The 24,332-nt window shown below is 61.9% G+C and carries 15 protein-coding genes; 13 read left to right on the top strand and 2 right to left on the bottom strand.

Translation table 11 applies throughout. From position 1 onward, the window contains the following. From LJE93_05355 to LJE93_05405, 11 genes are all read left to right on the top strand, one after another. Positions 1-2,567: serine/threonine-protein kinase (locus LJE93_05355; GenBank protein ID MCG6948327.1), on the top strand; the 2,567-nt coding region annotated here is incomplete at its 5' end. Further along, positions 2,564-5,242 (top strand): serine/threonine-protein kinase, encoded by a 2,679-nt coding sequence (locus LJE93_05360; GenBank protein MCG6948328.1) that lies wholly within the window; start codon positions 2,564-2,566, stop codon positions 5,240-5,242. The genes LJE93_05355 and LJE93_05360, both read left to right, overlap by 4 nt. After that, the gene (locus LJE93_05365) at positions 5,242-6,117 is read left to right on the top strand and encodes a dienelactone hydrolase family protein (protein ID MCG6948329.1); all 876 of its coding nucleotides are present in this window, start codon (positions 5,242-5,244) and stop codon (positions 6,115-6,117) included. The genes LJE93_05360 and LJE93_05365 overlap by 1 nt, the downstream gene beginning before the upstream one ends. Next, entirely contained in the window at positions 6,114-8,795 is a 2,682-nt protein-coding gene (locus LJE93_05370) for a protein kinase (protein MCG6948330.1), read from the top strand. The genes LJE93_05365 and LJE93_05370 overlap by 4 nt, the downstream gene beginning before the upstream one ends. Further along, positions 8,792-11,497, top strand: a complete 2,706-nt coding sequence (locus LJE93_05375) for a protein kinase (GenBank protein ID MCG6948331.1) — start codon at positions 8,792-8,794, stop codon at positions 11,495-11,497. The genes LJE93_05370 and LJE93_05375 overlap by 4 nt, the downstream gene beginning before the upstream one ends. After that, on the top strand, positions 11,494-15,105 hold the full coding sequence (locus LJE93_05380) for a protein kinase (protein ID MCG6948332.1): 3,612 nt from the start codon (positions 11,494-11,496) through the stop codon (positions 15,103-15,105). The genes LJE93_05375 and LJE93_05380 overlap by 4 nt, the downstream gene beginning before the upstream one ends. Further along, positions 15,102-15,506: a hypothetical protein gene (locus tag LJE93_05385; GenBank protein MCG6948333.1), complete on the top strand. Its 405-nt coding sequence runs from the start codon at positions 15,102-15,104 to the stop codon at positions 15,504-15,506. The genes LJE93_05380 and LJE93_05385 overlap by 4 nt, the downstream gene beginning before the upstream one ends. Before the next feature lie 111 nt (positions 15,507-15,617). Beyond that, on the top strand, positions 15,618-16,376 hold the full coding sequence (locus LJE93_05390) for an antibiotic biosynthesis monooxygenase (GenBank protein MCG6948334.1): 759 nt from the start codon (positions 15,618-15,620) through the stop codon (positions 16,374-16,376). A gap of 260 nt (positions 16,377-16,636) precedes the next feature. Continuing rightward, positions 16,637-17,098, top strand: coding sequence for an ATP-binding protein (locus tag LJE93_05395; protein ID MCG6948335.1), 462 nt, complete (start codon positions 16,637-16,639; stop codon positions 17,096-17,098). A 59-nt stretch (positions 17,099-17,157) separates the two neighbouring features. Further along, a complete protein-coding gene (locus LJE93_05400; protein ID MCG6948336.1) occupies positions 17,158-17,550 on the top strand; it encodes a hypothetical protein in 393 nt (130 codons plus the stop codon). A gap of 61 nt (positions 17,551-17,611) precedes the next feature. Then, complete coding sequence (locus LJE93_05405) at positions 17,612-19,726, top strand: S9 family peptidase (GenBank protein MCG6948337.1); 2,115 nt, start codon at positions 17,612-17,614, stop codon at positions 19,724-19,726. A 173-nt stretch (positions 19,727-19,899) separates the two neighbouring features. Here the strand turns inward: LJE93_05405 and pepF are convergent, their stop codons facing one another. Both pepF and LJE93_05415 read right to left on the bottom strand, forming a co-directional pair. Then, on the bottom strand, positions 19,900-21,771 hold the full coding sequence (gene pepF / locus LJE93_05410; GenBank protein MCG6948338.1) for an oligoendopeptidase F: 1,872 nt from the start codon (positions 21,769-21,771) through the stop codon (positions 19,900-19,902). A 126-nt stretch (positions 21,772-21,897) separates the two neighbouring features. After that, positions 21,898-22,434 carry a hypothetical protein gene (locus tag LJE93_05415; protein MCG6948339.1) on the bottom strand — a complete coding sequence of 179 codons (537 nt, stop codon included), beginning with the start codon at positions 22,432-22,434 and terminating at the stop codon, positions 21,898-21,900. A 219-nt stretch (positions 22,435-22,653) separates the two neighbouring features. Between LJE93_05415 and LJE93_05420 the strand changes: the two genes are divergently transcribed. Beyond that, the gene (locus tag LJE93_05420; protein MCG6948340.1) at positions 22,654-23,286 is read left to right on the top strand and encodes a corrinoid protein; all 633 of its coding nucleotides are present in this window, start codon (positions 22,654-22,656) and stop codon (positions 23,284-23,286) included. Beyond that, positions 23,283-24,173: a homocysteine S-methyltransferase family protein gene (locus LJE93_05425; GenBank protein MCG6948341.1), complete on the top strand. Its 891-nt coding sequence runs from the start codon at positions 23,283-23,285 to the stop codon at positions 24,171-24,173. Before LJE93_05420 ends, LJE93_05425 begins: the two co-directional genes overlap by 4 nt. Positions 24,174-24,332 lie beyond the last annotated feature (159 nt).

Here is a 24,332-nt window from a genome sequence, read left to right on the forward strand (position 1 = left end):
GGGAAGCGAAGGTGCTCGCCTCGTTGAACCATCCGAATATCGCGACGCTCTATGGCCTCGAAACGGCTGGGATGGCCGGGAACTCAAAACTCAAAACTCAAAACTCAAAACTGACCTCGGACGCCGAGGTTTCCGAGGTCACCTTCCTCGCGATGGAACTCGTCGAGGGCGAGGACCTCTCCGAGCGGATTAAGCGCGGACCGGTGCCGATCGAGGAAGCGACCGCCATCGCGCTCCAGATCGCGGAGGCGCTGGAGGCGGCGCACGAGCAGGGGATCGTTCACCGCGATCTCAAGCCTGCCAACATCAAGCTGCGTCCCGACGGTACGGTCAAGGTGCTCGACTTCGGGCTCGCCAAGGCGTGGGAGGCAGATGCGCCGGACACGGCGCTTTCGTTGTCGCCGACGATGACCGCGCACGCGACGGCGGCCGGGCTGATCCTCGGCACGGCGGCCTACATGTCGCCGGAGCAGGCGCGCGGGATGAGCGTCGACCGACGGGCCGACATCTGGTCCTTTGGCGTCGTCCTGTGGGAGATGCTCACCGGCCGGAAGCTCTTCGAGGGTCACACGGTGTCCGACGTGCTGGCGTCGGTACTCAAGGAATCGCCGGATCTCGAAGTGCTGCCGTCGCAGACACCACCTCATGTGAAACGTCTCATCCGCCGCTGTCTGGACAAGGAGCCGAGAAGCCGGCTCCGTGACATCGGTGAAGCGCGCATCGCGTTGGCACAACCGGACGAGGATCTCCCGCCTTCGGACGCGCCGGTCGGGCCGACGGAGCAGGGCCTGCGCAGGCGTCTGCCGTGGGCCGCAGCGGGGATGGCCGCGATAGCGGCACTGATTCTGGGAGCACTGTTGATCGGTCGCAAGGAACCCGAGCAACCGGTTATCCGGTTCGAGACGCCGCCTCCCCCTGCCGGCCGATTCCACCTGGCGCCGGACAATCCCGGACCCGTGCGTGTGTCGCCCGACGGGACAATGCTGGTGTACTCGGGGCGGACGGATGATGGATCGATACGTTTGTGGGTCCGTGCGTTGGACGTTGTTGCCGCGCGCCCACTGCCAGGCACCGAGGGCGCGCAGTACCCGTTCTGGTCGCCGGATTCGAAGCGCATCGGGTTTTTCGCCGGTGGGAAGTTACGGGTTGTCGAAGCAGTCGGCGGCCCGCCCCTCGCTCTCTGCGATGCGGGGGAAGGGAAGGGCGGTGCGTGGAGTACAAACGGCACGATCGTCTTCGCACCGTCTTACAACTCGCCGCTGCACAGGGTGTCCGATGCAGGGGGTGAGTCGACGCCTGTGACCGAGTTTGACGCCGAGAGAAAGGACAACTCCCACCGGCATCCGCGGTTTCTCCCGGACGGGAATCACTTTCTCTACATGGCACGGTCGGCGATGGGCACGTCGGAAGGTCAGGCCGTGATGATTGGAGCTCTCGACGGCTCGGTGAGCCGGCAGCTCTTTCGCGCTCCGGCGGCCGTCGAGTATGCATCGGGCCACATTCTTTTCGTTCGCGAAAGAACGCTGATGGCGCGGGCGTTCAACGCCGACAAGCTCGAGTTTACGGGCGACGCTTTTCCGATCGTCGAGAAGGTGACCTTGCTGCAGCCGGGAACGGTGATCGGCGTGTACTCGGCATCAAAAAACGGCGTTCTCGCGTATCAATCAGGCGAGGGGGAAACCGGCAGTTACCGGCTCGTCTGGAGGGACCGCGAGGGCAACGAAGTGGGAACCGTCGGTGAGCCCCGCGGTTACGACGAGGTCCACTTGGTACCGGGTGGTGAGCTGGCGGCGGTCGCCCTCGAGGAGACTTCGGCCGGGAGCGGTGACATCTGGGTCATCGACCTCCGCCGCGATCTCTTCACCAGGTTCACTTTCGAGCCGGGCTACGAGTTCGGGGTGACGCCGACTGCGGACGGTAAGTCCCTGATCTACTCGGCTCAGAGAGACGGTGTCTGGGTCCTGATGCGGAAGGACATCGGCGGCGCGGGCGAGGGCGAGGTCATCTTCGAATCCGATACCGAGATGTACCCGAGCTCCGTGTCGCCCGATGGAAAATTTCTTTGCCTGTACAAGGGAGGCGACACCACTGGTTACGACCTCTGGATGCTGCCTCTCTCCGGTCAGGGCGAGGGCGCTGCTTTTATCGACAGTGACTTCAACGAGTTTATGGGGATGTTTTCTCCTGACGGAAGATGGCTTGCCTATGTGTCGGACGAGTCCGGTTCGCCCCAGGTCTATGTCACCGCCTTTCCGGAACGCGGAAGAAAGTGGCAGGTCTCCACAAACGGCGGGCAAGCCTCGCGTTGGACCAACAGCGGCTCCGAGATCTTATATCACGCTCCGGACGGTTCGTTGGTGGCGGTGCGAGTAGAGCCGCGTGATGGCGGCCTGCTCATCGGAGAGACAAAAGAACTCTTCAACACCATGGTCCAGGCGACGGCGGCACATCTTTGGGATGTCTCGCCGGACGGCCAACGTTTGCTGACGATGGAGGCCATGTCGAGCGGTGGCCTGCCGAACATCGAGGTGGTCGTGAACTGGCCCGAAATCGGGGGTGGATCATGATCGGCACTACGTTGGAACAGTACCGGGTGACAGCCGCCCTCGGTGAGGGCGGGATGGGCCAGGTGTGGCTCGCCGAGGACACCAAGCTCGGCCGCGAGGTGGCACTCAAGGTGCTGCCGGAGGAGTTCGCCAAAGACCCGGAGCGGATGGCAAGGTTTGAACGTGAGGCGAAGGTTTTGGCGTCGCTGAATCATCCGAATATTGCAACGCTGTACGGGTTGGAGTCCGTCGAATCGGGATCGGAAGAGACGACCTTTCTCGCGATGGAGCTCGTGCAGGGAGAAGACCTCTCGGAGAGGATCAAGCGCGGGCCGGTCCCGATTGACGAAGCAGTTCCAATCGCGTTGCAGATTGCCGAGGCTCTCGAAGCGGCACACGAGCAGGGAATCGTGCACCGCGATCTGAAGCCAGCCAACATCAAGCTCCGGCCGGACGGAACGGTCAAGGTGCTCGACTTTGGGCTGGCGAAGGCGTGGGACGCGGACACCGAGAACTCGAACGTGTCCATGTCGCCGACCTTGACCGCGCACGCAACCGCAGCAGGGGTGATCATCGGCACGGCGGCATACATGTCACCCGAACAGGCGGCGGGCATTGCTGCTGATCGCCGGGCGGACATCTGGGCCTTCGGCGTCGTGCTGTGGGAGATGCTCACTGGCAACAAGCTCTTCGAGGGAGAGACGGTCTCGCATGTGCTGGCCTCGGTGCTCAAGGATGAGATTGACCTCGAAGCGCTGCCGGACGACACTCCATCCCGGCTGCGAGAGCTCATCAGCCGGTGTCTGCGGAAAAAGCCGAAGCAACGGTTGCAGGCGATCGGCGACGCGCGCATCGTGCTCGAGGAACCTCTTGGCGACCAGGAGCGGGTTGCTGCCGGGTCCGATCTCGCCACTCCATCGACCCCATCTCGGATGATCTCGCGGTTGGGTTGGGTCGCAGCCGTACTCGGTCTCGGTGCGGCGGCTTTCCTGTTGTGGCTGCAAATTGGTGGCAAGCCCGACCGTGTCTACCAAACCTCGATTCCGCCGCCGCAAGACACGACGTTTCACCTCGCGGCAATCGGTCCGGGCGCGGCCACGCTTTCACCGGATGGCACCAGGCTCGTCTTCTCGGCCCGCGACCACGATGGAGCCGTGAGGCTGTACCTTCGCGCGCTCGACCAGCCGGAGGCGCACGTGATGTCGGGCACCGAAGGCGCCCAGTTCCCCTTCTGGTCGCCGGATTCTCGTTGGATTGCGTTCTTCACCCAACAAGATGGCACGCTGAAGAAGGTCGATGCTTCCGGCGGCCCGCCGATCACCATCTGCGAGGCGCAGAACGGCAAGGGCGGTTCGTGGGGAGCCAACGGTACGATCGTTTTCGCGCCCAACTCCGGCACCGCGCTGCAGAAGGTGTCGTCCGCGGGTGGCGAAGCGCAGGACATCACCGAAGTTGACCGCAACCGACACAACTCCCACCGTCACCCTCGCTTTTTGCCCGATGGAATCCATTTTCTGTATCTGGCTCGGGGCCTGAACTTCACGGAAAGCGCTGTCATGGTTGGCTCGCTCGACGGCGGAGCCAATAGAGAGCTCATGCGCAGCGGTGTGCAGGCCGAGTACGCCGCAGGCCACATTTTCTTCGCTCGCAATCAGACGTTGATGGTCCAGCCTTTCGACGCCGACACACTCGAGCTCGCGGGGGAAGCCAAACCGGTGGCCGAAGAGGCGTTGACCATCCCGGCCGCCGCGTTCGGGGCCTACTCGGTGTCGCCGGCAGGTCTCCTGAGCTACCACGCGGGCGCAATCGAGGCCGAGGTGGCGCCGATGTGGCACGATCGCACGGGGCGCGAGATTGAACAGCTTGGAGAGTTGGCGGCGTACAACACGGTCGCGCTCGCGCCGGACGACAAGAGCGCTGCATTCACGATCACGCCGGAGACCAGCGGTGCCATCGACATCTGGATCTATGATCTGGTCCGCGATCTCAAAACCCGTTTCACATTCGACGAAGCAACCGATTACCTCCCGATTTGGGCGCCCGACGGACAGAGCATCGCGTTCGGCTCGGATCGCAGCGGTATCCAGAAAATCTACCGGAAGGGTGTCGGTGGTGTGCAGGAAGCCGAAGTCATGGTGGAGGCTGACAGTGACCTCACTCCGAGGGGTTGGTCTCCGGATGGGCATTGGCTGGTTTATGAGAAATATGACGAGGAGACCAACTCGGACATCTGGGCCGTGCCGACAGAAGGCGATGGAGAGCCTCGGCGGCTACTGGCGAAACGTGGAGTTGACGTTGCCGGGGGTATCTCTCCCGACGGTCGCTGGCTGTCGTACTTCTCCGATGAGTCGGGACGCTTCGAGGTCTACGTGACCCCGTTTCCGGATGCCGGCCGCCGGTGGCAGGCCTCCACCGACAGCGGATTGTTCCCGTTTTGGTGTGATGACGGCCGGCAGCTCGTCTACCAACGGATCGACGGCCGGCTGATGTCGGTGGAGGTCGAGCTCGGAGACGACACGGTGCGGTTCGGCGTCACGACAGAGCTGTTCGATATCGCTCCGCCGGACGCTCTCGGGCCCGCCTTTGCTCCCTCGAATGATGGTGATCGGATTCTGGTCGTTCCGAAGGGCGAGACTTCCGGCCCGACGCTTCTGAACCTGATCGTCGGATGGCCGCAAATCTTGGAGGAAAAATGATGGAGAGATCCGAAGTCGATCAGCGATGCATCGACCTCTACGACGAGTTCACCCACGGCACGATGAGCCGGCGCCAGTTCATGGAACGGCTGGCAAAGCTCGCCGGAGGTGCGACTGCGGCAGCGGCCCTGGTACCCGTCCTGCAGAACAACTATGCCGAGGCCGGGATCGTGCCCGAGGACGACCAGCGTCTGGTGACCGAGACTCTGACCTATGAGGCCGACGGCACCACGATGACGGGCTACCTGGCGCGGTTGAAGGGCGGTGAGAAACGCTCGGCGGTGATCGTCATCCACGAGAACCGCGGTCTCAACCCGCACATCAAGGATGTGGCTCGGCGGATGGCTCTGGAGGGATTCCTCGCATTCGCGCCAGATGCGTTGGCACCGGTAGGTGGCACGCCTGCCGACGAGGACAGAGCACGCGAGATGATCTACGAATTGGACCCGGACGCGACGCTTGCCCGATTGGCGGCTGCGGTGCCCTTTCTCGCCGCCCACCCGTTGTGCACCGGCAAGGTGGCCGTGGTCGGCTTCTGCTGGGGTGGCGGCATGGCCAACCGGCTGGCCGCCGCCGGGACGTCGCTCGACGCTTCAGTGCCCTACTACGGACGCCAACTTCCGGCCGACGAGGTACCGATGATCTCTGCGCCGCTGTGCCTCCAGTACGCGGGTCTGGACACACGCATCAACGCCGGGATCGACGATTACGTGGCGGCGCTGCAGGCAAACGGTAAGATCTTCGAGATCCACATCTACGAAGGCGTCAACCACGCCTTCAACAACGACACGAATGAAGCTCGCTACGACAACGAAGCGGCGGATCTCGCATGGGGCCGCACGGTCGAGTTCCTGAAGAGGTATCTGGCGAAATGAACCTGGCTGCGGGAACGATCCTCGGGAACTACCGCATCACAGGCGAGCTCGGTGCCGGCGGCATGGGCGAGGTGTGGCTCGCCGAGGACACCAAGCTCGGGCGCGAGTTGGCGCTCAAAGTTTTGCCGGACGAATTCGCGAAAGACGCCGAGAGGATGGCAAGGTTCGAGCGGGAAGCGAAAGTATTGGCATCGCTGAATCATCCGAATATTGCGACGCTGTACGGGTTGGAAACTGTATCGAGTACGGACGCCGGGGAAACGACCTTCCTCGCAATGGAGCTGGTAGAGGGGGAGGATCTTTCGGAGCGGATCGAGCGGGGCCCGATTCCGATTGACGAGGCGATCCCGATTGTGGCGCAGATTGCCGAGGCGCTGGAGGCGGCGCACGAGCAGGGTATCGTCCATCGCGACCTCAAGCCGGCAAACATCAAGCTGCGGTCTGATGGCACGGTCAAGGTGCTCGACTTCGGGCTGGCCAAGGCGTGGGAGGACAAAGGAGCAGACTCGAGCCTCTCGATGTCACCGACCCTGACCGCACACGCGACCGCCGCCGGGGTCATTCTCGGCACCGCTGCCTATATGTCCCCCGAACAGGCGAGGGGGAAGAAGGTCGATCGCCGAACCGACATCTGGTCCTTCGGGGTTGTCCTATGGGAGATGCTGACTGGCCACAAGCTGTTCGAGGGAGAGACCGTGTCGGATGTACTCGCAGCAGTACTGACCCGGGATTACGATCTCGATGCGCTGCCAGCGAACACGACGTTGCCGGTCAAGCGGCTCCTGTCGAGGTGTTTGACTCGGGACCCCAAAACACGGTTGCAGTGGATCGGCGATGCCCGGCTCGACCTGATCGACGGGGCGAGTGAAGAGACCATCCTTGGTAAGGCGGCCACCACCGAAACGCACGGTCGTAACCTTCCATGGCTCGCAGCGGCTGTGCTCGCGGTCGTGGCCGTCGTGGCAACGGTGGTTGCCCTGAGGAACCCTGCCCCCACGGAGCGAAGTTTTCGCTTCTCGATTTCGCCCCCGGAAGGTTCGCTGTTCCATCTCGACGGGCTCGGTCCAGGTCCCGTTGCCCTGTCGCCTGACGGAGATCGAATGGCGTTTTCTCTCCGCAACGAAGCTGATGTCGTTCGCGTGTGCGTCCGCCGCCTCGACACGCTGGACATCCAATGCCTGGAGGGTACCGAAGGAGCGCAGTATCCCTTCTGGTCGCCCGACGGAACGATGGTCGGCTTTTTTACCCGCAACGATGCGACCCTCAAGATCATCCCGGTGGACGGCGGAACGGCGAAAGCATTGGCGTCCTCGCGCAACGGCAAGGGCGGGACGTGGAATTCAGATGGCGTGATCGTGTACACGCCGGATTCCAACACACCGCTGTTTGCAGTCTCCGCCGAAGGGGGCGAACCGTGGCAGCTGACCACCCTTGATGACGAACGTGGCGACAACTCGCACCGCCACCCATTCTTTCTTCCCGACGGACGCCGCTTTCTCTACATGGCCAGGAGCGTTCACGGCAGTGACGCCAACATGGTGATGGCGGGCTCCCTCGACGGAAAGATCGACGAGGAGATCGTGCAGTCGCCGGCGGCCGCCGAGTATGTGGCCGGCCACCTGTTGTATCTCCGTGACTCGGATCTGATGGCGAAACCGTTCAATGACGAAAAGCTCGCTCTTTCGGGTGACGAGACCAAACTCGCCGATGATCTCCTCATCATCACCGGGGCGGCGCGTGGGGTGTTCAGCGCGAGCGGGAGAATCCTTGCCTTTCAGCGGGGCAAGGCCGAGACCCTCAGTGAGCTGGAGTGGTTGGATCGCAACGGCCACCGCGTCGGCGTGCTTGGGGACGTGGCGTCCTATTACTCGTTGGCCATTTCACCGGACGGCTCCAGAGTCGCGGTCCCGGTGACCGACACGACCACCGGGACCCACGAGCTCTGGATCTACGACGTCGAACGCGATTTGAGGTCGCGGGTCACGTTCGACCCGGGTGAGGACTTGGCTCCGATGTGGTCGCCCGACGGCAGTCGGGTCTACTTCACCTCGAACCGCGACGGATCGTTGAAAGTTTACCGCCTCACCCTCCGCGAGTCCGAGGCGCCAGAACTCGTGTACGGCAGTGAGCGGTCGGTGTTCGCGAGCGCGATCTCACCAGACGGCCAACGCCTGCTGCTCGTTACAAAGGGCGAAAACACCGCCAACGATCTCCTGATCTTCGACCTCGAACGAGGTGGCGAGCCCGGGATCTTCCGGGCTACGCAGTTCGACGAGGAACACGCAGTGTTTTCTCCGGGCGGCCGCTGGGTCGCCTACTCGTCGAACGAATCGGGTCGGCCCGAGATCTACGTCACCACATCCTCGGGACATGGACGCCCTCGTCAGCTCTCCACCGATGGTGGGATCTGGCCGAAGTGGATCGCTGCGACCTCTGAGATCGTGTACCAAGATGGCGAGGGCCGGATCGTTACCGTCCATGTCAGAACCGACGAGGAGGCGATCGAGATCGGGGCGCCGACCATCCTATTCGACGGTTTTGCTGGCACCAAGTTGTATCAGGTATTTGACGTCGCACCCGACGGATCCAGGATCCTTCATCGCGCGTTTTTCGAAGAGGAGCTTCCTGATCCGCCCACGGTGGTCGTCAATTGGTTGCCCGACGGAGAGCAAGGTTGATTGGGACGACGCTCGCGCACTATCGCATCACTGCGGCGCTCGGCGCCGGCGGGATGGGCGAAGTGTGGCGAGCGACCGACGAAAAGCTCGGGCGCGAGGTGGCGCTCAAGCTGTTGCCGGCCGATTTCGCCAGTGACCCGGAACGCCTTGCCCGGTTCGAACGCGAGGCGAAGGTCCTGGCGAGCTTGAATCATGCGAACATCGCGCACCTTTACGGGCTCGAGACCGTTCGGTCGGGCGCGGACTCGGACGCGAGTCAAACAACGTTCCTTGTCATGGAACTTGTCGAGGGGGAAGACCTGTCGGCGTGGATCGCTCGGGGAGCGATCCCGATCGACGAAGCGATCCCCATCGCACAACAGATTGCCGAGGCCCTGGAAGCGGCGCACGAGGCGGGCATCATCCACCGCGACCTCAAACCCGCCAACATCAAGCTCGCCGAGGACGGCACGGTGAAAGTCCTCGACTTCGGGCTCGCCAAGACGTGGGAGAGCGAGACCGGTGACGCAAGCTTGTCGCTGTCTCCGACCATGACCGCCCACGCCACCGCCGCCGGGCTCATTCTCGGCACCGCCGCCTACATGTCGCCGGACCAGGCGCGAGGTAAACAGGTCGATCGCCGAGCTGACATCTGGGCCTTCGGGGTCGTCCTGTGGGAGATGCTGACCGGTCGCAAGCTCTTCGAAGGCGACACCGTGTCCGATGTGTTGGCGTCGGTTCTCAAAGAATCTCCGGACCTCGAGGCCCTGCCGCACGACACACCTCCGGCCGTTCGCAGGTTGTTGGCAAGGTGTTTGGAGCGCGACCCCAGGGACAGATTGCAGTGGATCGGCGACGCGCGGCTCGAGTTCGCTGAGGCGGCGCTTGAACCATCGCCGATGTCTTCGACGGTTGTCCGCGGCGGGCAGCAGCGCTCACGCGGCTTCACATGGCTGCCATGGATTGTGGCTGCGGTCGCTCTCGCAGCCGCGGCGGTGTTCTGGCTGCGGCCATCGGTGCCGCCCGAGCTGCCGCTGACTCGGTTCACCCTTGGCCTCGATGGTGAGCGAACGCTGTCGTTCATTGATCAGCCGATCCTTGCTTTCTCTCCCGATGGTCGGGTGCTCGCTATGACCGCGACCGACCCCGAGGTGGCCCGCGACGTGATCATCCTTCGTCACCTCGACCACGACCAAGTGGTTCAGATCGAGGGCACCGAAGGCGCCGGAGAGATGTTCTTTTCGCCGGACGGCGGCTCGGTTGGTTTTTTTGCCGAAGGCAAGCTGAAACGGGCGTCGATTTTTGGCGGCTCGGTAGTCAGTGTTGCTGACGCTCCAAACCCGCGCGGCGGAGTCTGGCTTTCGGACGGCACGATTGTCTTTTCTCCGGAATACGCTAGCGGTCTGTGGCGAGTCGCCGATACCGGCGGCGCGGCCGAGGTTCTGCTCGAGGTTGACGCGGAGCGCGGTGAGCGGACCTTTCGCTTTCCCGACGCGACCGCCGACGGCGAGATCGTCCTCTTTACCGTCGGCTCCATCGACAGCCCTAACAATTACGATGACGCCGGCATCGACGCCTGCTCGCTCAAGACCGGCGCCCGCCGAAGGGTGATCGAGCGCGCCAACATGGCCCGATTTACGGCCCGCGACCGCATTGTATTCGCCCGTGCAGGTGATTTATATGCCGTCGACTTTGATCCCGATCGCTTGGAGATCGTGGGCGAGCCAGTGCCGGTCATCGAGGACGTCGGTGGCGATCCCTCGAGCGGCGCCGGTTACTTCGCTATCGCCGCACACGGCAATATCGCCTGGGTCGCCGGTGCAGTAACGGCAGCGGACGTTTTGCTGACCACCGTCGATGCAACTGGCGCTACCGAGCGCATCCCACTTTCCCCGCGCGGCTTCTACCAACCGAGGTTTTCACCCGACGGCAGCCGTCTGGCATTTACCGTTGGGGAAGGCTACTCCGGGGTCCGCGGCGACGTGTGGGTCTATTCGTTCGCGTCTCAAGGAGTCAGCAGGTTGACGTTCGACAACAACGAACTCTATCCCCTGTGGACGCCCGACGGCAGTCGAATCGCGTACTTGAACTACGCAAACAATGCGGAGATCTTTGCCAAAGCCGCGGACGGTAGTGGCGCCGAGCAGAGGCTGACCCCAGAGGATACGACCGCCATCTTCCCAGAGTCCTTTTCGCCAGATGGCCGTACGCTCGCCTACACCCGCGTCGGACAGACAGCCGATATCTACCTCATCACCGAGGGCGAAGATGCGCGGCTCTTCGAGAAACAGGCAAGCTGCCCGACCATTTCACCGGACGGCAGGTGGATCGCCTACGCCTCGCCGGGATCGGGAACGACCTCGATTTATGTGCGACCGGTGGAGGGTGAGGGTAAGTGGCAGGTTTCACCGGGCCTCGGCGGCTACCCGCGCTGGTCCGGTGACGGGCAGCGCCTCTTCTACATTGACATCGGTTCGGCCAAACGTCCGCTCATGGCAGTCGATGTGTGGGCCGGAGACTCATTTAGCGCGGGACCCCCTGAGGTCGTGTTGGAAAGTCTCAGCGGCGCTTTTGTGACCTCGACCGCGCCGGCGGTGAACTGGGATGTGGCGCCCTCGGGAGACCGTTTCGTCTTTGTCGAGTTCGAACGCCGCAGCCAGGCGGCCGCACAGGTCGAGATCGCCCTCAACTGGGAGCAGAACTTGGATCTGCGTCTCCAATGATCGGCACCACCCTCGCCCACTACCGCATCACCGGCGAGCTCGGCGCCGGCGGGATGGGGGAGGTGTGGCGTGCCGAAGACACCAAGCTCGGCCGAGCGGTGGCGCTCAAGGTGCTGTCCAAGGAATTCGCGACAGACCCACAACGCTTCGATCGTTTCCAGCGCGAGGCGCGGGCCGTAGCATCCCTGAGCCACCCGCACATCGTCACCATCTACTCGGTCGAAGAGACAGAAGACATCCACTTTTTGACCATGGAGCTGATCGAGGGTCGCAGCCTCGACAAGCTGATATCAGAGGGCGGACTTGATCTCGAGAGCTTCTTCGACTTCGCCACTCCGCTGGCAGAAGCGATCTCGGCCGCCCACGACAAGAGTGTGATCCACCGTGACCTCAAACCCTCGAACGTGATGGTCGACGGCGACGGGCGGGTCAAGGTGCTGGACTTCGGGCTTGCCAAGCTGCAACAGGGAAATGATGTTTCCGACTCGACCGAGCTCCCGACCGAGGCGCTGACCGGGGTCGGGATGGTGGTGGGGACGGTGCCCTACATGTCGCCGGAGCAGATCGAGGGCAAGATCGTTGATCACCGTTCCGACGTGTTCTCGCTCGGGGTGCTGCTGTACGAAATGGCGACCGGGGAGAGGCCCTTTGTTGGTGAAAGCCAGCCGGCCCTGATGTCGGCGATCCTAAGGGACGCGCCGCCATCCGTCGCAGAGGTGCGAACCGATCTGCCGCGACACCTTGGGCGGATCATCGGCCGCTGCCTCGAGAAGGATCGCCGCGACCGCTATCAGACGGCTCGTGACATCTTCAACGAACTCAGAGCGCTGCGGCGGGAGTCATCGGCGACCGCTCAACCGGTGGTTTCGTCTCCCCGCATCGCGAGCGCGTCATCGCCGACCGTACGGTCGTCATCAGACGTCAGTGCGTCCGTGTCGACGCGGCACGATGAAGGCTTCTGGATCGCGGTCTTGCCATTTCAGTATCGGTCGGGAGATGCCTCCGTTGAAGCTCTGGTCGGGGGACTGACAGAAGACATCATTACCGGCATGTCGCGTTTCTCTTACCTGCGGGTGATCTCGCGCTCGTCGACGTCGAGGTTTGCGACTCACGCGCAGGACGTGCGCGAGATCGGCGAAGAGCTCAGCGCACGATACATCATGGAGGGCAGCGTCCGTCAGGCAGGAGCGGTGCTGCGGTTCGCGGTCCAGCTGGTGGATGCCGAGTCGGGGGCCCATCTGTGGGCCGAGACCTACAACCGCCCCTTCAGCCCGGAAACTATCTTCGAGCTGCAGGACGACCTCGTCCCACGGATCGTCTCTACCTGTGCGGACCACTTCGGAGTGCTCGCGCAGGCGATCAGCGAGGCGGTCCGGGGAAAGCCAGTTGCCGAGCTGACGCCCTACGAGGCGCTCATGCGCGGTTTCGGATATCACTTCCGGCTGACTCCCGAAGAACATGCGGTGGCGCGTGACGCGTTGGAGCAGGCGGTCGAGCAGGCGCCGAGAAACGCCGACTGTTGGGCTATGCTGGCCTGGGTTTTTTCGCACGAGTTTGCGCACGACTTCAATCCCAGGCCAGATTCGCTGGACCGAGCGCTCGAGGCCGCCCGACGCGCCGTGGACATCGCGCCGTCGAATCACCTCGCGCAGCAGGTTCTGGCGGTCGTTCTGTTTTTCCGAAAGGAGACTGCAGGATGTCTGAGTGCCGCCGAGCGCTCGATGGCGCTCAACCCGCTCGACGGCAGCAACGAGGCCTTTTTTCTCATCACTTTTTTGGGCGAATGGGAGCGAGGTTGCGCCCTGATCCGCTCCGCGATGGAGCTCAACCCCCACCATCCCGGCTGGTACAGGGCGCCTCTTGGGGTCAACGAATACCGCAAGGAGAACTACCAAGCCGCAGTCGACGAGGCAGTCAAGGCCAACTCCCCCGACGTCTTTTGGATACACTTGATTCTCGCCGCGGCTCGCGGCCAGCTGGGTGAGCGCGAGGACGCTCGTGAAGCTCTCGATGCCCTGTTGAACCAGAAACCGGAATTCGCTCGGTCAGGTCGGGGGCTTCTCGGAAAGTGGTTCCAACCAGATCTGGTCGAACGTCTCATGGATGGGCTCCACAAGGCTGGGCTCGAGCTCAGCTCGCGGGGCGAGGCGCCCGGGCCGGCTTCTTCCAGTAACCGCGCGCAGTCACAACCGGCGCTGCCCGTGGCCTCCGCTCGCGACTCTGCAGCAGTTACGATCGCCGTGCTGCCGTTCTCCGACATGAGCCCCGCTGGGGACCAGGATTACTTCTGTGAAGGCATGGCCGAGGAGATCATGAACGCTCTGGTCCACGTGGACGGGATCCGGGTGGCCTCCCGCACGTCGGCCTTCAGGGCAGTGGAAGGGGGTGGCGATCTGCAGGCGATCGGTCGCATCCTGAATGTCGGCCAGGTGCTCGAAGGCAGCGTGCGAATGGCAGGCAATCGAATGCGCGTGACTGCCCAGCTGACCGAAGTCGAGAATGGCTATCAGCTGTGGTCGGAGCGTTATGACCGAGAGGCGGAAGATGTCTTTGCGGTCCAGGACGAAATCGCCGCCGGAGTTGTCGAGGCGGTGACGTCACGGCTGACCCCAGGTGAGCGAACGGTCCGCGAGCGGGCGCAGGTCGGGAACCTCGCGGCCTACCGCCATTACCTCAAGGCGCGTCACTTCCGCTACTCCAAGAACGATCACGCGAGCGCCTTGAAGTCATACGAACAGGCCCTCGCCCTCGATCCATCGCATGGCCCTTCGTGGGTTGGCAAGGCCGAGGTCACCGTCCTTGCCGCCGTCTACAGCCTGATCCCGATCCGCGAGGGCTATCGGGCGGCCAAGGACGCACTCGCAACCGCTTTGGATCTCCAGGGCGAATCTCCAGATGGGTCCTACGTGGAGGGGATGATCGCGTTCTGCGAGGCGAGGTGGCGTGAGGCGGAGGAAGCGTTGCGGAGGGCGATCGAACTGCGGCCGACCTTCGTCCAGGCCCACTGTTGGCTCGGTTTCCTTCTCGGTGTTCATCAACGTCGGAAAGAAGCCGAGAGCGTCTTCGCGACGGCGTGTGAGCTCGATCCATTGGCCGCCTATCCGTATGGCATGACTGCATGTGGCCGGCTCGCAATGGCCAGGCCGCAAGAGGCCATCGACCCCACTGCACAGGCGATGACTTTCGAGCGCGAAAATACACTTGCCCTCTGGTCGTCGGGCATCGCCAAGGTGGCGACGGGCGCCTTCAGCGAGGGGATCGATGCGCTTGAGGCGGCGGTGCGGCTTTCACGAAGGGGAGGATTCATTCTCGGAGTTCTGGGTTGGGCTCTGGCGGTGGCCGGCCGGAGCGAAAAAGCACACGCCATCCTCGACGAGTTGAATTCACGAACTGAACCGGCGCCGACCGTCGTGCCGGAAGCCTGGATTCGTGCCGCCCTCGGCGATATCGAAGGTGCATGGGACGTCCTCGACCGCGCCGAGCGGGAGTCTCAGGCCATCCTCTACTTCGCCGGGATGGCGCCCTTCGATCCGCTGCGCGCCGATGCGAGATTCGCGGCGCTCCTCGCGCGCCTCGGCCTACCGCACTCGACGGGCGGGACTCGATGACCGATCCACCGAGTGGTGTCCACCGGCGAGTCAAACCGCTGAAGGCGATCCCGATCGACGATCTGGCGGAGGCCGCCGTTGCGGTCGGCGGCGTGCGACGGAGTGAGCTCGAGAGCGGTGATCGGGTGATCGTTTCGACCAAAAACTCGGTCTACTCGCTGGTTGTTCGCGGAGACGGTTTGTTCGACATCAGTGGGGGCTGGTTCGAACGCGAAGGAACGGGCCCGGATTCGATCGAAGTTCTCGGTTGCACCGCCGGCGGGCACGCGCTCTTCAGCGACCATATCGCGGCGCCCGGATTGTTCATGGAATTTGCCGACGGGTTGCGAACCACTCGAATCAGGACCGTTCGACTGATTTCCGCCGCTCAGGGTTTCAATGACCCGATCGAAACTGACTGAAAGGGAATGGAACGCGCATCTGGTTGGGTTTTTGAAAGAGAGAACCCATATTGGTTGGTGATGAGATCCTAGCGGTTCGTTGATCGCCCCCGGCGAATAGGGAGGGATGCTATGTTCATGCGGTTCGTCAACCTGAGAGCCAGGGAGGGAAGGCAGCGGGACCTCGCTCGATTCTATGAAGAGCGAGTGATTCCTGCTCTCCAGGAATCCGGGGGTTGTCTTTATGCAAGCCTGCTTCAACCTGCGGGGGACGACCGGGAGTTCGTATCTCTGACCATTTGGCGTTCCAGCGAAAAAGCCGAAGCCTACGAGAATAGCGGCCTTTACGATGAACTGCTCGATGAGAGCGATGATTTCATGGCGGAGGTTTCCGAAGGGCGTGTCCAATCCTCAGGCGAGTCGTCCGGCGCGTTCCCCGCATTGATCGATCCCCCAATCGAAACCTATCCGGTTGAAGTGGCGGCGGTTGGAGAGGTTGTGGATGCGGTGGGCCCACATCAGTTCTTCGTCAGGGTTGTGTCTGCGCGGATCGATGCGGGTCGGTTCGACGAATTGAAGCAACGGTATGACGAAGAGGTCAAACCGGCGTTGATGGCGACCAAGGGTTGCCGGGCGGTTTTCCTCGTCGAGAACGTCAAACGGCAATCGCGAGCCCTGTCGGTGACCGTGTGGGACAGCGAGGAGGACGCTATCCGCCACGAGCTGAGTGGAGCATTCGACGAGATGGTTTCGAAAGTCAGCGAGTACTTTTCCGGCCTCTATCAATGGAAGCTGTCGTTGTCGCCATCCGAGACCGGTGACACCGTGAAGGGAAAGCACCTCGACGTGCGTAGATTCCAGGTCGTCACCGGGAAGCGGTTCGAGGATTGATGGGGGCGGCTTTTCGGGCGAGGGTCTGATCTGGGTCGTCATTTCTGGAGGATTGAGTTACAATCTCAGAAGTTTTCCTGGTCGCTGACGGACGAGGACGCGAGTGGGATTTGTGCTGAACGTCAGAAGAAAGCTGGAATCTTACGATTATTGAAACTGTCTCGCGTGTGTGCAGTATCATCTGACGAGAGGCAATCGAGCGGAAACCAGAATGGCCGGGAGCTTGGTGAGTGAGCTCGCGGGGTCAGGAGTTGAAGTTGATGACCGAGGACACTCCCCGGTGCGAATTTCACTCGGACAGTTTGCTGGTCCGGGTTCAAAAGGAACTACCCGGATCGACGACCGCGATCCCGCCGGTGGTTGAGCAGATCATGGAGGTCGTGCGCGAACAGGGCTGCGCCGATCACGCCGAGTTCGAGATCGAGATTTCACTGTATGAAGCTCTTGCCAATGCGGTAGAGCACGGCTGCGGGCACGATCCCGACAAGAAGGTCGAGGTGGTCGTCGCCTGTGAAGAACACCAAGGCATGATCATCATCGTGCGGGATCCCGGGGAGGGCTTCGAGCCGGAGTCCGTACCTAGTCCGGTAGTTGGCAAGAACCTCTATGCCGACAGCGGGCGAGGCATTTTTCTCATCAACCAGCTCATGGACGAAGTGCACTTCAAGAAGAACGGCACCGAAATTTGGATGATTAAGGGGCCGCAGAACCCATCTGAGTAGCCCATTTCGAAGCAACCGTGGAGCCGGCGTTCAGAGTCGCCCCGGGTTAAGATCAACGAATGAAATCACCGCGGATTTGGGTTGGTGTCGGTTTCGCGTTCCTGTTGGTCTCATGCGCGTCGAACGGGGGTTCACCGGACGGGTGGTCGAGAACCTACCTCGCAACTCTTGACCGGGTATTCGACACTGCGATCGATGTGCTGGAAGAAGAGGACTACCTGGTGGATGCCGACCGTCAGAAGGGACGCATATCCGCCGAGCCATCAACCCGCAAGGGGAGCGGTTTCGCAGCGCTCGATGTGAGAATCACGCAAACGAACGCCCGTGTCCGGGTGGACGTGCTCGCGCGGACCGGTGCGGCGTATATGACCATGACGTCGAGACCGGACGAAGCCGCGGTGCTCGAGTTCTTCCACGAACTCGAGCAGAGATTGCGGGTCCCCGGCGGCTGAACAGGCGTATACTCCCACCTCGGTGAGGAGGTCGACCGACCACTCCCGAGATGGAGGACCCATGAAAACCACCCATTTCATTCTGGCGGTAATTTGCTTTCTGTTGATGGTGGCCTGCACACCGGCAGGCCCTGTTGCACCGGTCGCCGAGAAAAAGCCCCACGAGCTCGAGACGCACGGGGATGTACGGATCGACGATTACTACTGGCTGCGAGAGCGGGAGAATCCGGAGGTGCTCGCGTATCTGGAGGCCGAAAACGCCTACACAGAGGCCATGATGGCGAAATCCGAGGGTCTGCGACATGAGCTCTTCGAAGAGCTCAAGAACCGCATCCAGCCGGACGACTCGACGGTGCCTGCGCTCGACAATGGATACTACTACTACAGGCGCTACGAGGAGGGTCAGGAATACCCCGTCTACTGCCGTCGAAAAGGATCGATCGACGCGGCGGAGGAAGTTGTGCTCGACGTCAATCAGGTTGCGGACGGACATGACTTCTGTTCGGTGCGCGGCGTATCGGTGAGTCCGGACAGCCGGCTCATGGCGTGGGCGATCGACACCGTCGGCCGACGCAAGTACACGATCAACATCACCGATCTCGAGACCGGCGAAGCCCTGGACGATGTGATTCCGGAGGTCACCGGTGGCCTCGCGTGGGCGAATGACAACACCACGATGTTCTACGCCAAGCAGGACCCGGAAACCCTGCGCTCCTTTCAGGTATATCGGCATGTGCTCGGTACGGAACCCTCGCAGGATGTCTTGATCTACGAAGAATCCGACCCGACATTCAGCGTCGGATTGTGGAAGACACGCTCCGACAGATTCATCGTCGTCCACTCCGAGCAGACGATGGCGTCCGAGGTTCGGTTTCTCGACGCGGATAACCCGATGGGCGACCTTCGTCTCATCGCACCGCGGCAACGCGGCGTCGAGTACAGCGTCAACCATGCCGGGGACCGATTCATTATCCGAACGAATCTCGATGCCGAGAACTTTCGTCTCATGGCGGCTCCCGTATCGAACCCGGGGAGATCGCAGTGGAGTGACCTGATTCCTGGGCGGGAGGACGTGTTCCTCCAGGGTGTGGACGTCTTCGCCGATCACATGGTGGTGACCGAAAGGCGGGATGGTCTGCGTCACCTGAGAGTGATTCCGTGGGGCGGCGGCGAGGAGTACGAGATCGAGTTCGACGACCCGGCCTACGTGACCTGGGTGGATGAAAACCCGCAGTTCGAGACTGGCGTGCTTCGCTACGGCTACAGCTCTCCCAACACCCCGGAGACCATCTACGACCTCGACCTCGAGACCCACGAACGCACGATGATGAAACAGGAGACGATCCTTGGCGGGTTCGACTCTACGAACTACACCGTCGAGCGGCTCATGGCGCCTGCGCGTGACGGCGTGGAGGTGCCGATTTCCCTCGTCCGCCTCAATGACCTCGAGCTCGATGGCTCCAACCCGATGCTGCTCTACGGCTACGGTTCCTACGGTTACAGCATGGACCCGCGGTTCCGGCCCGACGTGGTGAGCCTGCTCGATCGCGGGTTTGTATTCGCCATTGCCCACGTCCGTGGTGGACAGGAGATGGGCCGCTGGTGGTACGAGGACGGGAAGCTACTGAACAAGAAGAACACCTTCACCGATTTCATCGATTGCGGCCGCTACCTCGTCGATCAGGGTTATACCTCACCGGACCGGCTCTTCGCACGCGGCGGGAGTGCCGGCGGGTTGCTGATGGGTGCGGTCTCGAATATGGCGCCCGACCTCTTCGCCGGCATCATCGCCAATGTTCCTTGGGTGGACGTGGTGACGACCATGCTCGACCACGACATTCCGCTGACGACGGCGGAGTTCGACGAATGGGGCAACCCCGAAGATCTCGAATATTACGACTACATGTTGTCCTATTCTCCCTACGACAACGTCGAGGCCAAGGACTATCCGGCGCTTCTGGTGACGACCGCTCTCGAGGACTCGCAGGTTCAGTACTTCGAGCCCGCCAAATGGGTGGCGAAGCTGCGCACCATGAAGACCGACGACAATCCATTGCTCTTCACCTGTGAGATGTCCGCTGCGGGCCACGGCGGCGTCAGCGGACGATACAAGCGGTACGAGGAGACGGCTCTGGAGTACGCGTTCATGCTCGAGGTTCTCAACGGAAACCTATAGGACTTGTAGGGTTGAGTGATGAGTTTTGAGTGTTGAGTTTTCCCCCATCCACCCCTGAGAACCGGGGATGACGGACGGAATTCAAAACTCAAAACTCAAAACTCAAAACTGTGCTGGACCAGAAATCCCCGCGGCGCGAACCGCGGGATCTTTTCTTGGAGTCACGAGGAGGTTTATTCCTTGATCAGCATTTCCTCCATCTGTTTGACGGTCGTCCTGAAGCTATCCATGACCGCCCGAATCACATTCGGGTCGTTCATATCGACGCCGGCACGTTTGACGGCGTCCATCGGGTAGACGCTACCGCCAAGTTTGAGAGCTTCGAGGTAGTCGTGGACCGCGGTCTTGTCACCGGCGCGGAATCTCCCGGCGATCGCCTCACCGGCGGCGAAACTGGTGGCGTACTTCCACACATAGTAGGTCCGATAGAAGTGCGGAATCCGTGCCCAGCCGCCTTTGAACTCGTCGTCGAGGGTCACGGTATCGCCGTAGTATTGAAGCCACAGATCACTCCAGGCTTTGCCGAGAGAGTCCTTGGTCAGGGGCTTGCCCTCCTCCGCCATCACGTGGGCCGCGTGCTCGAACTCGTGGAAGAAGATCTGGCGCAGGAAAGTCCCGACGATCGAGTTCATGCGCTGGTTGAGCAACGTAAGGCGTTCGGTCGGGTCGGTGGTGCGCGCGAGCATCCATTCAGAGAAAAGCGACTCCGAAGCTACCGATGCGACTTCGGCGACGAACAGGCTGTAACCCGCATCGTGATAGGGCTGGTTGGTGTTGGCAAGATAGCTATGGATCGAGTGGCCCATCTCGTGCACCAGGGTGGAAACATCTTCGAGCGTCCCGCCCCAATTGAGGAAGAGGTAGGGAACCGAGTTGTAGGTCCCCCAGGAGAATGCGCCGCCGCGTTTGCCCTCGCTCGGGTAGACGTCGATCCAGCGCTCCTTGCGGCCGCGCTCGGCGACAGCGGCGTACTCTTCGCCGAAGGTCTCCCTCCAGAACTCCATTGCCAGCGCCCAGCCTTCGTCGAAGGTGTATGTGGCTTCGCCCTCGGGCACCATGCTCACATAGAGGTCGTAGATATGAAAATCCTCGAGGCCGAGGACCTTGGTTCGCAGATCGATGTACTGATGGACCGCGTCGAGGTTGTCGTGCACGGTCGAGATCAGGGTTTCGACCACCGAACTCGGCACGTTGTCCCGATCGAGCACCATGTCGAGCGTGCTCGGGTAAAGGCGGTTTTTTGCCATCCACACGTCCTTCTGAACGAGTCCGTTGTATGTCCCCGAAAACGTGTTTCCGTACCTGTCGTACTCGCCGAACAGGGCCAACGCCGCGTCTCTCCGCACTCGTCGATTCTGATTCGACATGAAGGTGTAGAAGAGGCCCGGTATGGCCTTTTTCTCTTCGCCATTCTCGTCCTCGATGGTCGGCCATTCGATATCGGCGCTCGTCAGAAATTGGTAGGTATCGTTCGGTGAAGCCTGGAGAAGCGCCGAGGCGGCGAGTAGCTCTTCGATTTCCTGGGAGCGAGTGTGGGCCTTGGTGCGGAGGATGTTGTCCAGCACGTGATCATAGGTTTTGAGTCGCGGGTCCTCGAGGAAGGCCGCGATGGTGGCGTCAGGCAGCTGGACGATCTCGGGCTCGAAGAAGGCTACCGCTTGCCCGAATGCAGCGGCCAAGGCTTGCGCCCTGCCGACCAGCGCGTTGGCCTCGGCGTCGCGGGTATCCGTTCTCTGCGACTGTGCCGCGAAGACATAGATGTCCTCGAGAGTCTTCGAGGTGTTGTTCAGAAGCTGGGTCGCAGCGAACATCGCGTCGGCCGACTCGCCAAGCCGACCCTTGTAGGCTGCCAGTTCCGGGATCTCTGTCTCTACCTTGGAGTAGGCGGCTTCCCAGGCGTCGATGTCCGGAAAAATGTGCCCGAGGTCCCAACGGTACTGCTGCGGGATGTCCTCCCGGTTCTCGTAGAACAGCTTCTCCTCTCCCGAAGATGCGGCGCTGGAAACTGTTACCAGCGCAATGAGGATGAAGACTGTCGTTTTCACGTGAGTAATTGCCATGAGTGCCCCGTTTCCGGCTCGCTGGCGCGAGCCTCGAAATTCGCACGGCACTGTACTACGAACCGGAAGGGGAACGCATTTCGGATTTCGAATCGCGGGTTTTTCAGGAAATCAGCTGTTTTGGAGGGATGCGATGCGTTCCTGGCAGGTAAGGGTCGTGCAGGTCGCACAGCAGGGAAAAGCCGGGCTGAAAGTGTGCGCCTCGATCGGCGCGAGCACGAGGACCCCCGAGACTGATTTGAGTGGCTGCATCAGGCAACTGTCGTTGAGAGAGATGCCGATTGCTCGGGGCTCGAGGCGGGCGAAGAGTGCCCGCTGACCGGAGACGTGCCAACCGCAGTAGCCGGGGCTGTATGGCAGCACCGGCAGGTTCTCTCTTCCATCTACGGTGCGGAAATTTTCGCCTGCGATCTGCGCCAGGTGATCGGCCGCGAATGACGCGATCTGGTCGAGGATGTAGGCTTCGGCGAGCTCTCCGCCAACAAAGAGATCGGCAATGCGCTCCGAGATCTCTTCTCCCAGAGTCACGGCAAAGAGGGCCAACGAGACCGCGCCCTCGATCACGTACTCGAGAGGGGTGTCCTCGTCGTTGTGTCCTTCCCCTGGGTAGAGTCCCTCGAAATTCGGTTTCGAGATGGGCTGCCACATTCCGCGTGGCCGGGCGCGACGTGTGAACACCTCCCGCGATTGCTGGATGATCGATTGAACGGCGGCGGCGGCCGGCGAGTCGGCCCCTACCTCCAGGTGGCGAACCTGGGCGTCGACGGACTTCAGGAGATCGTCGGGGCTGGTTTCGAATATCGTACTCAGGGCGTCCTCCGGCCACTATTGTAAATGCCGCGCTATATTCTCTCTGGAGGTTTTTGCATGGACACACTGCAACTGATCAGTGAGGGGCTGCAGCGGGGCGAGCACGAAAACGTTGCCGAGCTCACTCGGAAAGCGATTGACGAGGGATTGCCGGCTACCCGGATACTCAACGATGGGCTGTTGGCCGGGATGGAGGTCGTGGGGCGGCGGTTCGGCGCGCACGAGATTTTCCTGCCGGAGGTCCTTCTCTCCGCGCGCGCGATGAACGCTGGAATCGAACCGTTGAAACCGCTTCTGATCGCGGAGGATGTGCCATCGCTGGGCAAGGTCGTCGTCGGTACCGTCAAAGGCGATCTCCACGACATCGGCAAAAACCTCGTTGGCATCATGCTCAAAGGTGCCGGTTACGAAGTGGTCGATATTGGCGCTGATGTGGCGCCCGAGGTCTTCGTCGACACGGCCGAGGCTGAAGGTGCCAATGTTGTCGGCCTGTCGGCCCTGCTCACAACGACCATGATGGGAATGAAAAATGTGGTCGAGATCGTGAAAGAGCGAGGCCTGCAGGACAAAATCAAGGTAATCGTGGGCGGCGCCCCCGTGTCGCAGGAGTTTGCAGATGAGATCGGGGCGGACGCCTACGGCTACGATGCCGGCAACGCGGTGGAGATCGTCAAGGGGCTGATGGCGTGACCACGGTTCTCGATCGCCTCGGATCGGGGGATGTCCTGTGCGGCGACGGGGCGTGGGGAACCCAACTGATGGCGCGCGGACTCGCGCCGGGCGAGTGTCCGGAGAGCATCATCCTCGAGAGCCCGGAGGTGCTGGCCGAGATCGCCAAGCTCTATCTTGACGCCGGAGCCGATCTCATCACCACCAATACCTTTGGCGGTTCACCTCTCAACCTCAGAGCTCACGGGCTCGAAGACCGCACCGAAGAGGTGAACCGGCGAGCTGTCGAGGTGCTCGCACAGGCCGTTGGCGAACGAGCGTACGTGTCAGCTTCCGTCGGTCCCACGGGAAAGATTCTCGCGCCGTACGGCGATACCGAACCGGAGATCGTAGCCGACGCATTCGGCAGTCAGATCGGAGCCCTGATCGCGGCCGGCGCGGACATTATCTGCATCGAAACCATGATCGATCTGCGCGAGGCCGAGCTTGCCGTGCGGGCGGCACGTGCCGTGTCGACGGATATTCCGGTGATTGCGACCATGACCTTTGAATCGACGCCGCGTGGCTTTTTCACGCCCATGGGGACGACTGTCGACCAGGCGTGTAGATCCCTGGTGGGCGCCGGTGCGGACATTGTCGGCTCGAACTGCGGCAACGGAATCGAGAAGATGGTCGAGATCGCGCGTGAGTTCACCAGCCACACATCAGTGCCGGTGATCATTCAGTCGAACGCCGGCCTGCCGGAAAACCGGGGTGGCGAGCTGGTCTATCCCGAATCACCCGAGTTCATGGCGGAGCGGGTCGGCAGTCTGGTGGAATTGGGTGTCAGGATCATCGGCGGGTGCTGCGGAACGACGCCGGAACACATTCGCGCTATCAGAGCTGCGATTGACCAATCGCAGCTCTGATATCGAGTTCAGAATTCTGAATTCGGAATTAGGGATGCCAGCCGCCCGACCCGAGATATTCAACCGAGTACCCGGGGGGAGGGAAGGGAATTCCTCATTCCTAACTCCTTATTCCCAATTCTGAAACTCAGTGCTCGTGCTTGCCCTCTTCGCCAAAGT

Source organism: Acidobacteriota bacterium, assembly GCA_022340665.1.
Taxonomy (GTDB): domain Bacteria; phylum Acidobacteriota; class Thermoanaerobaculia; order Thermoanaerobaculales; family Sulfomarinibacteraceae; genus Sulfomarinibacter.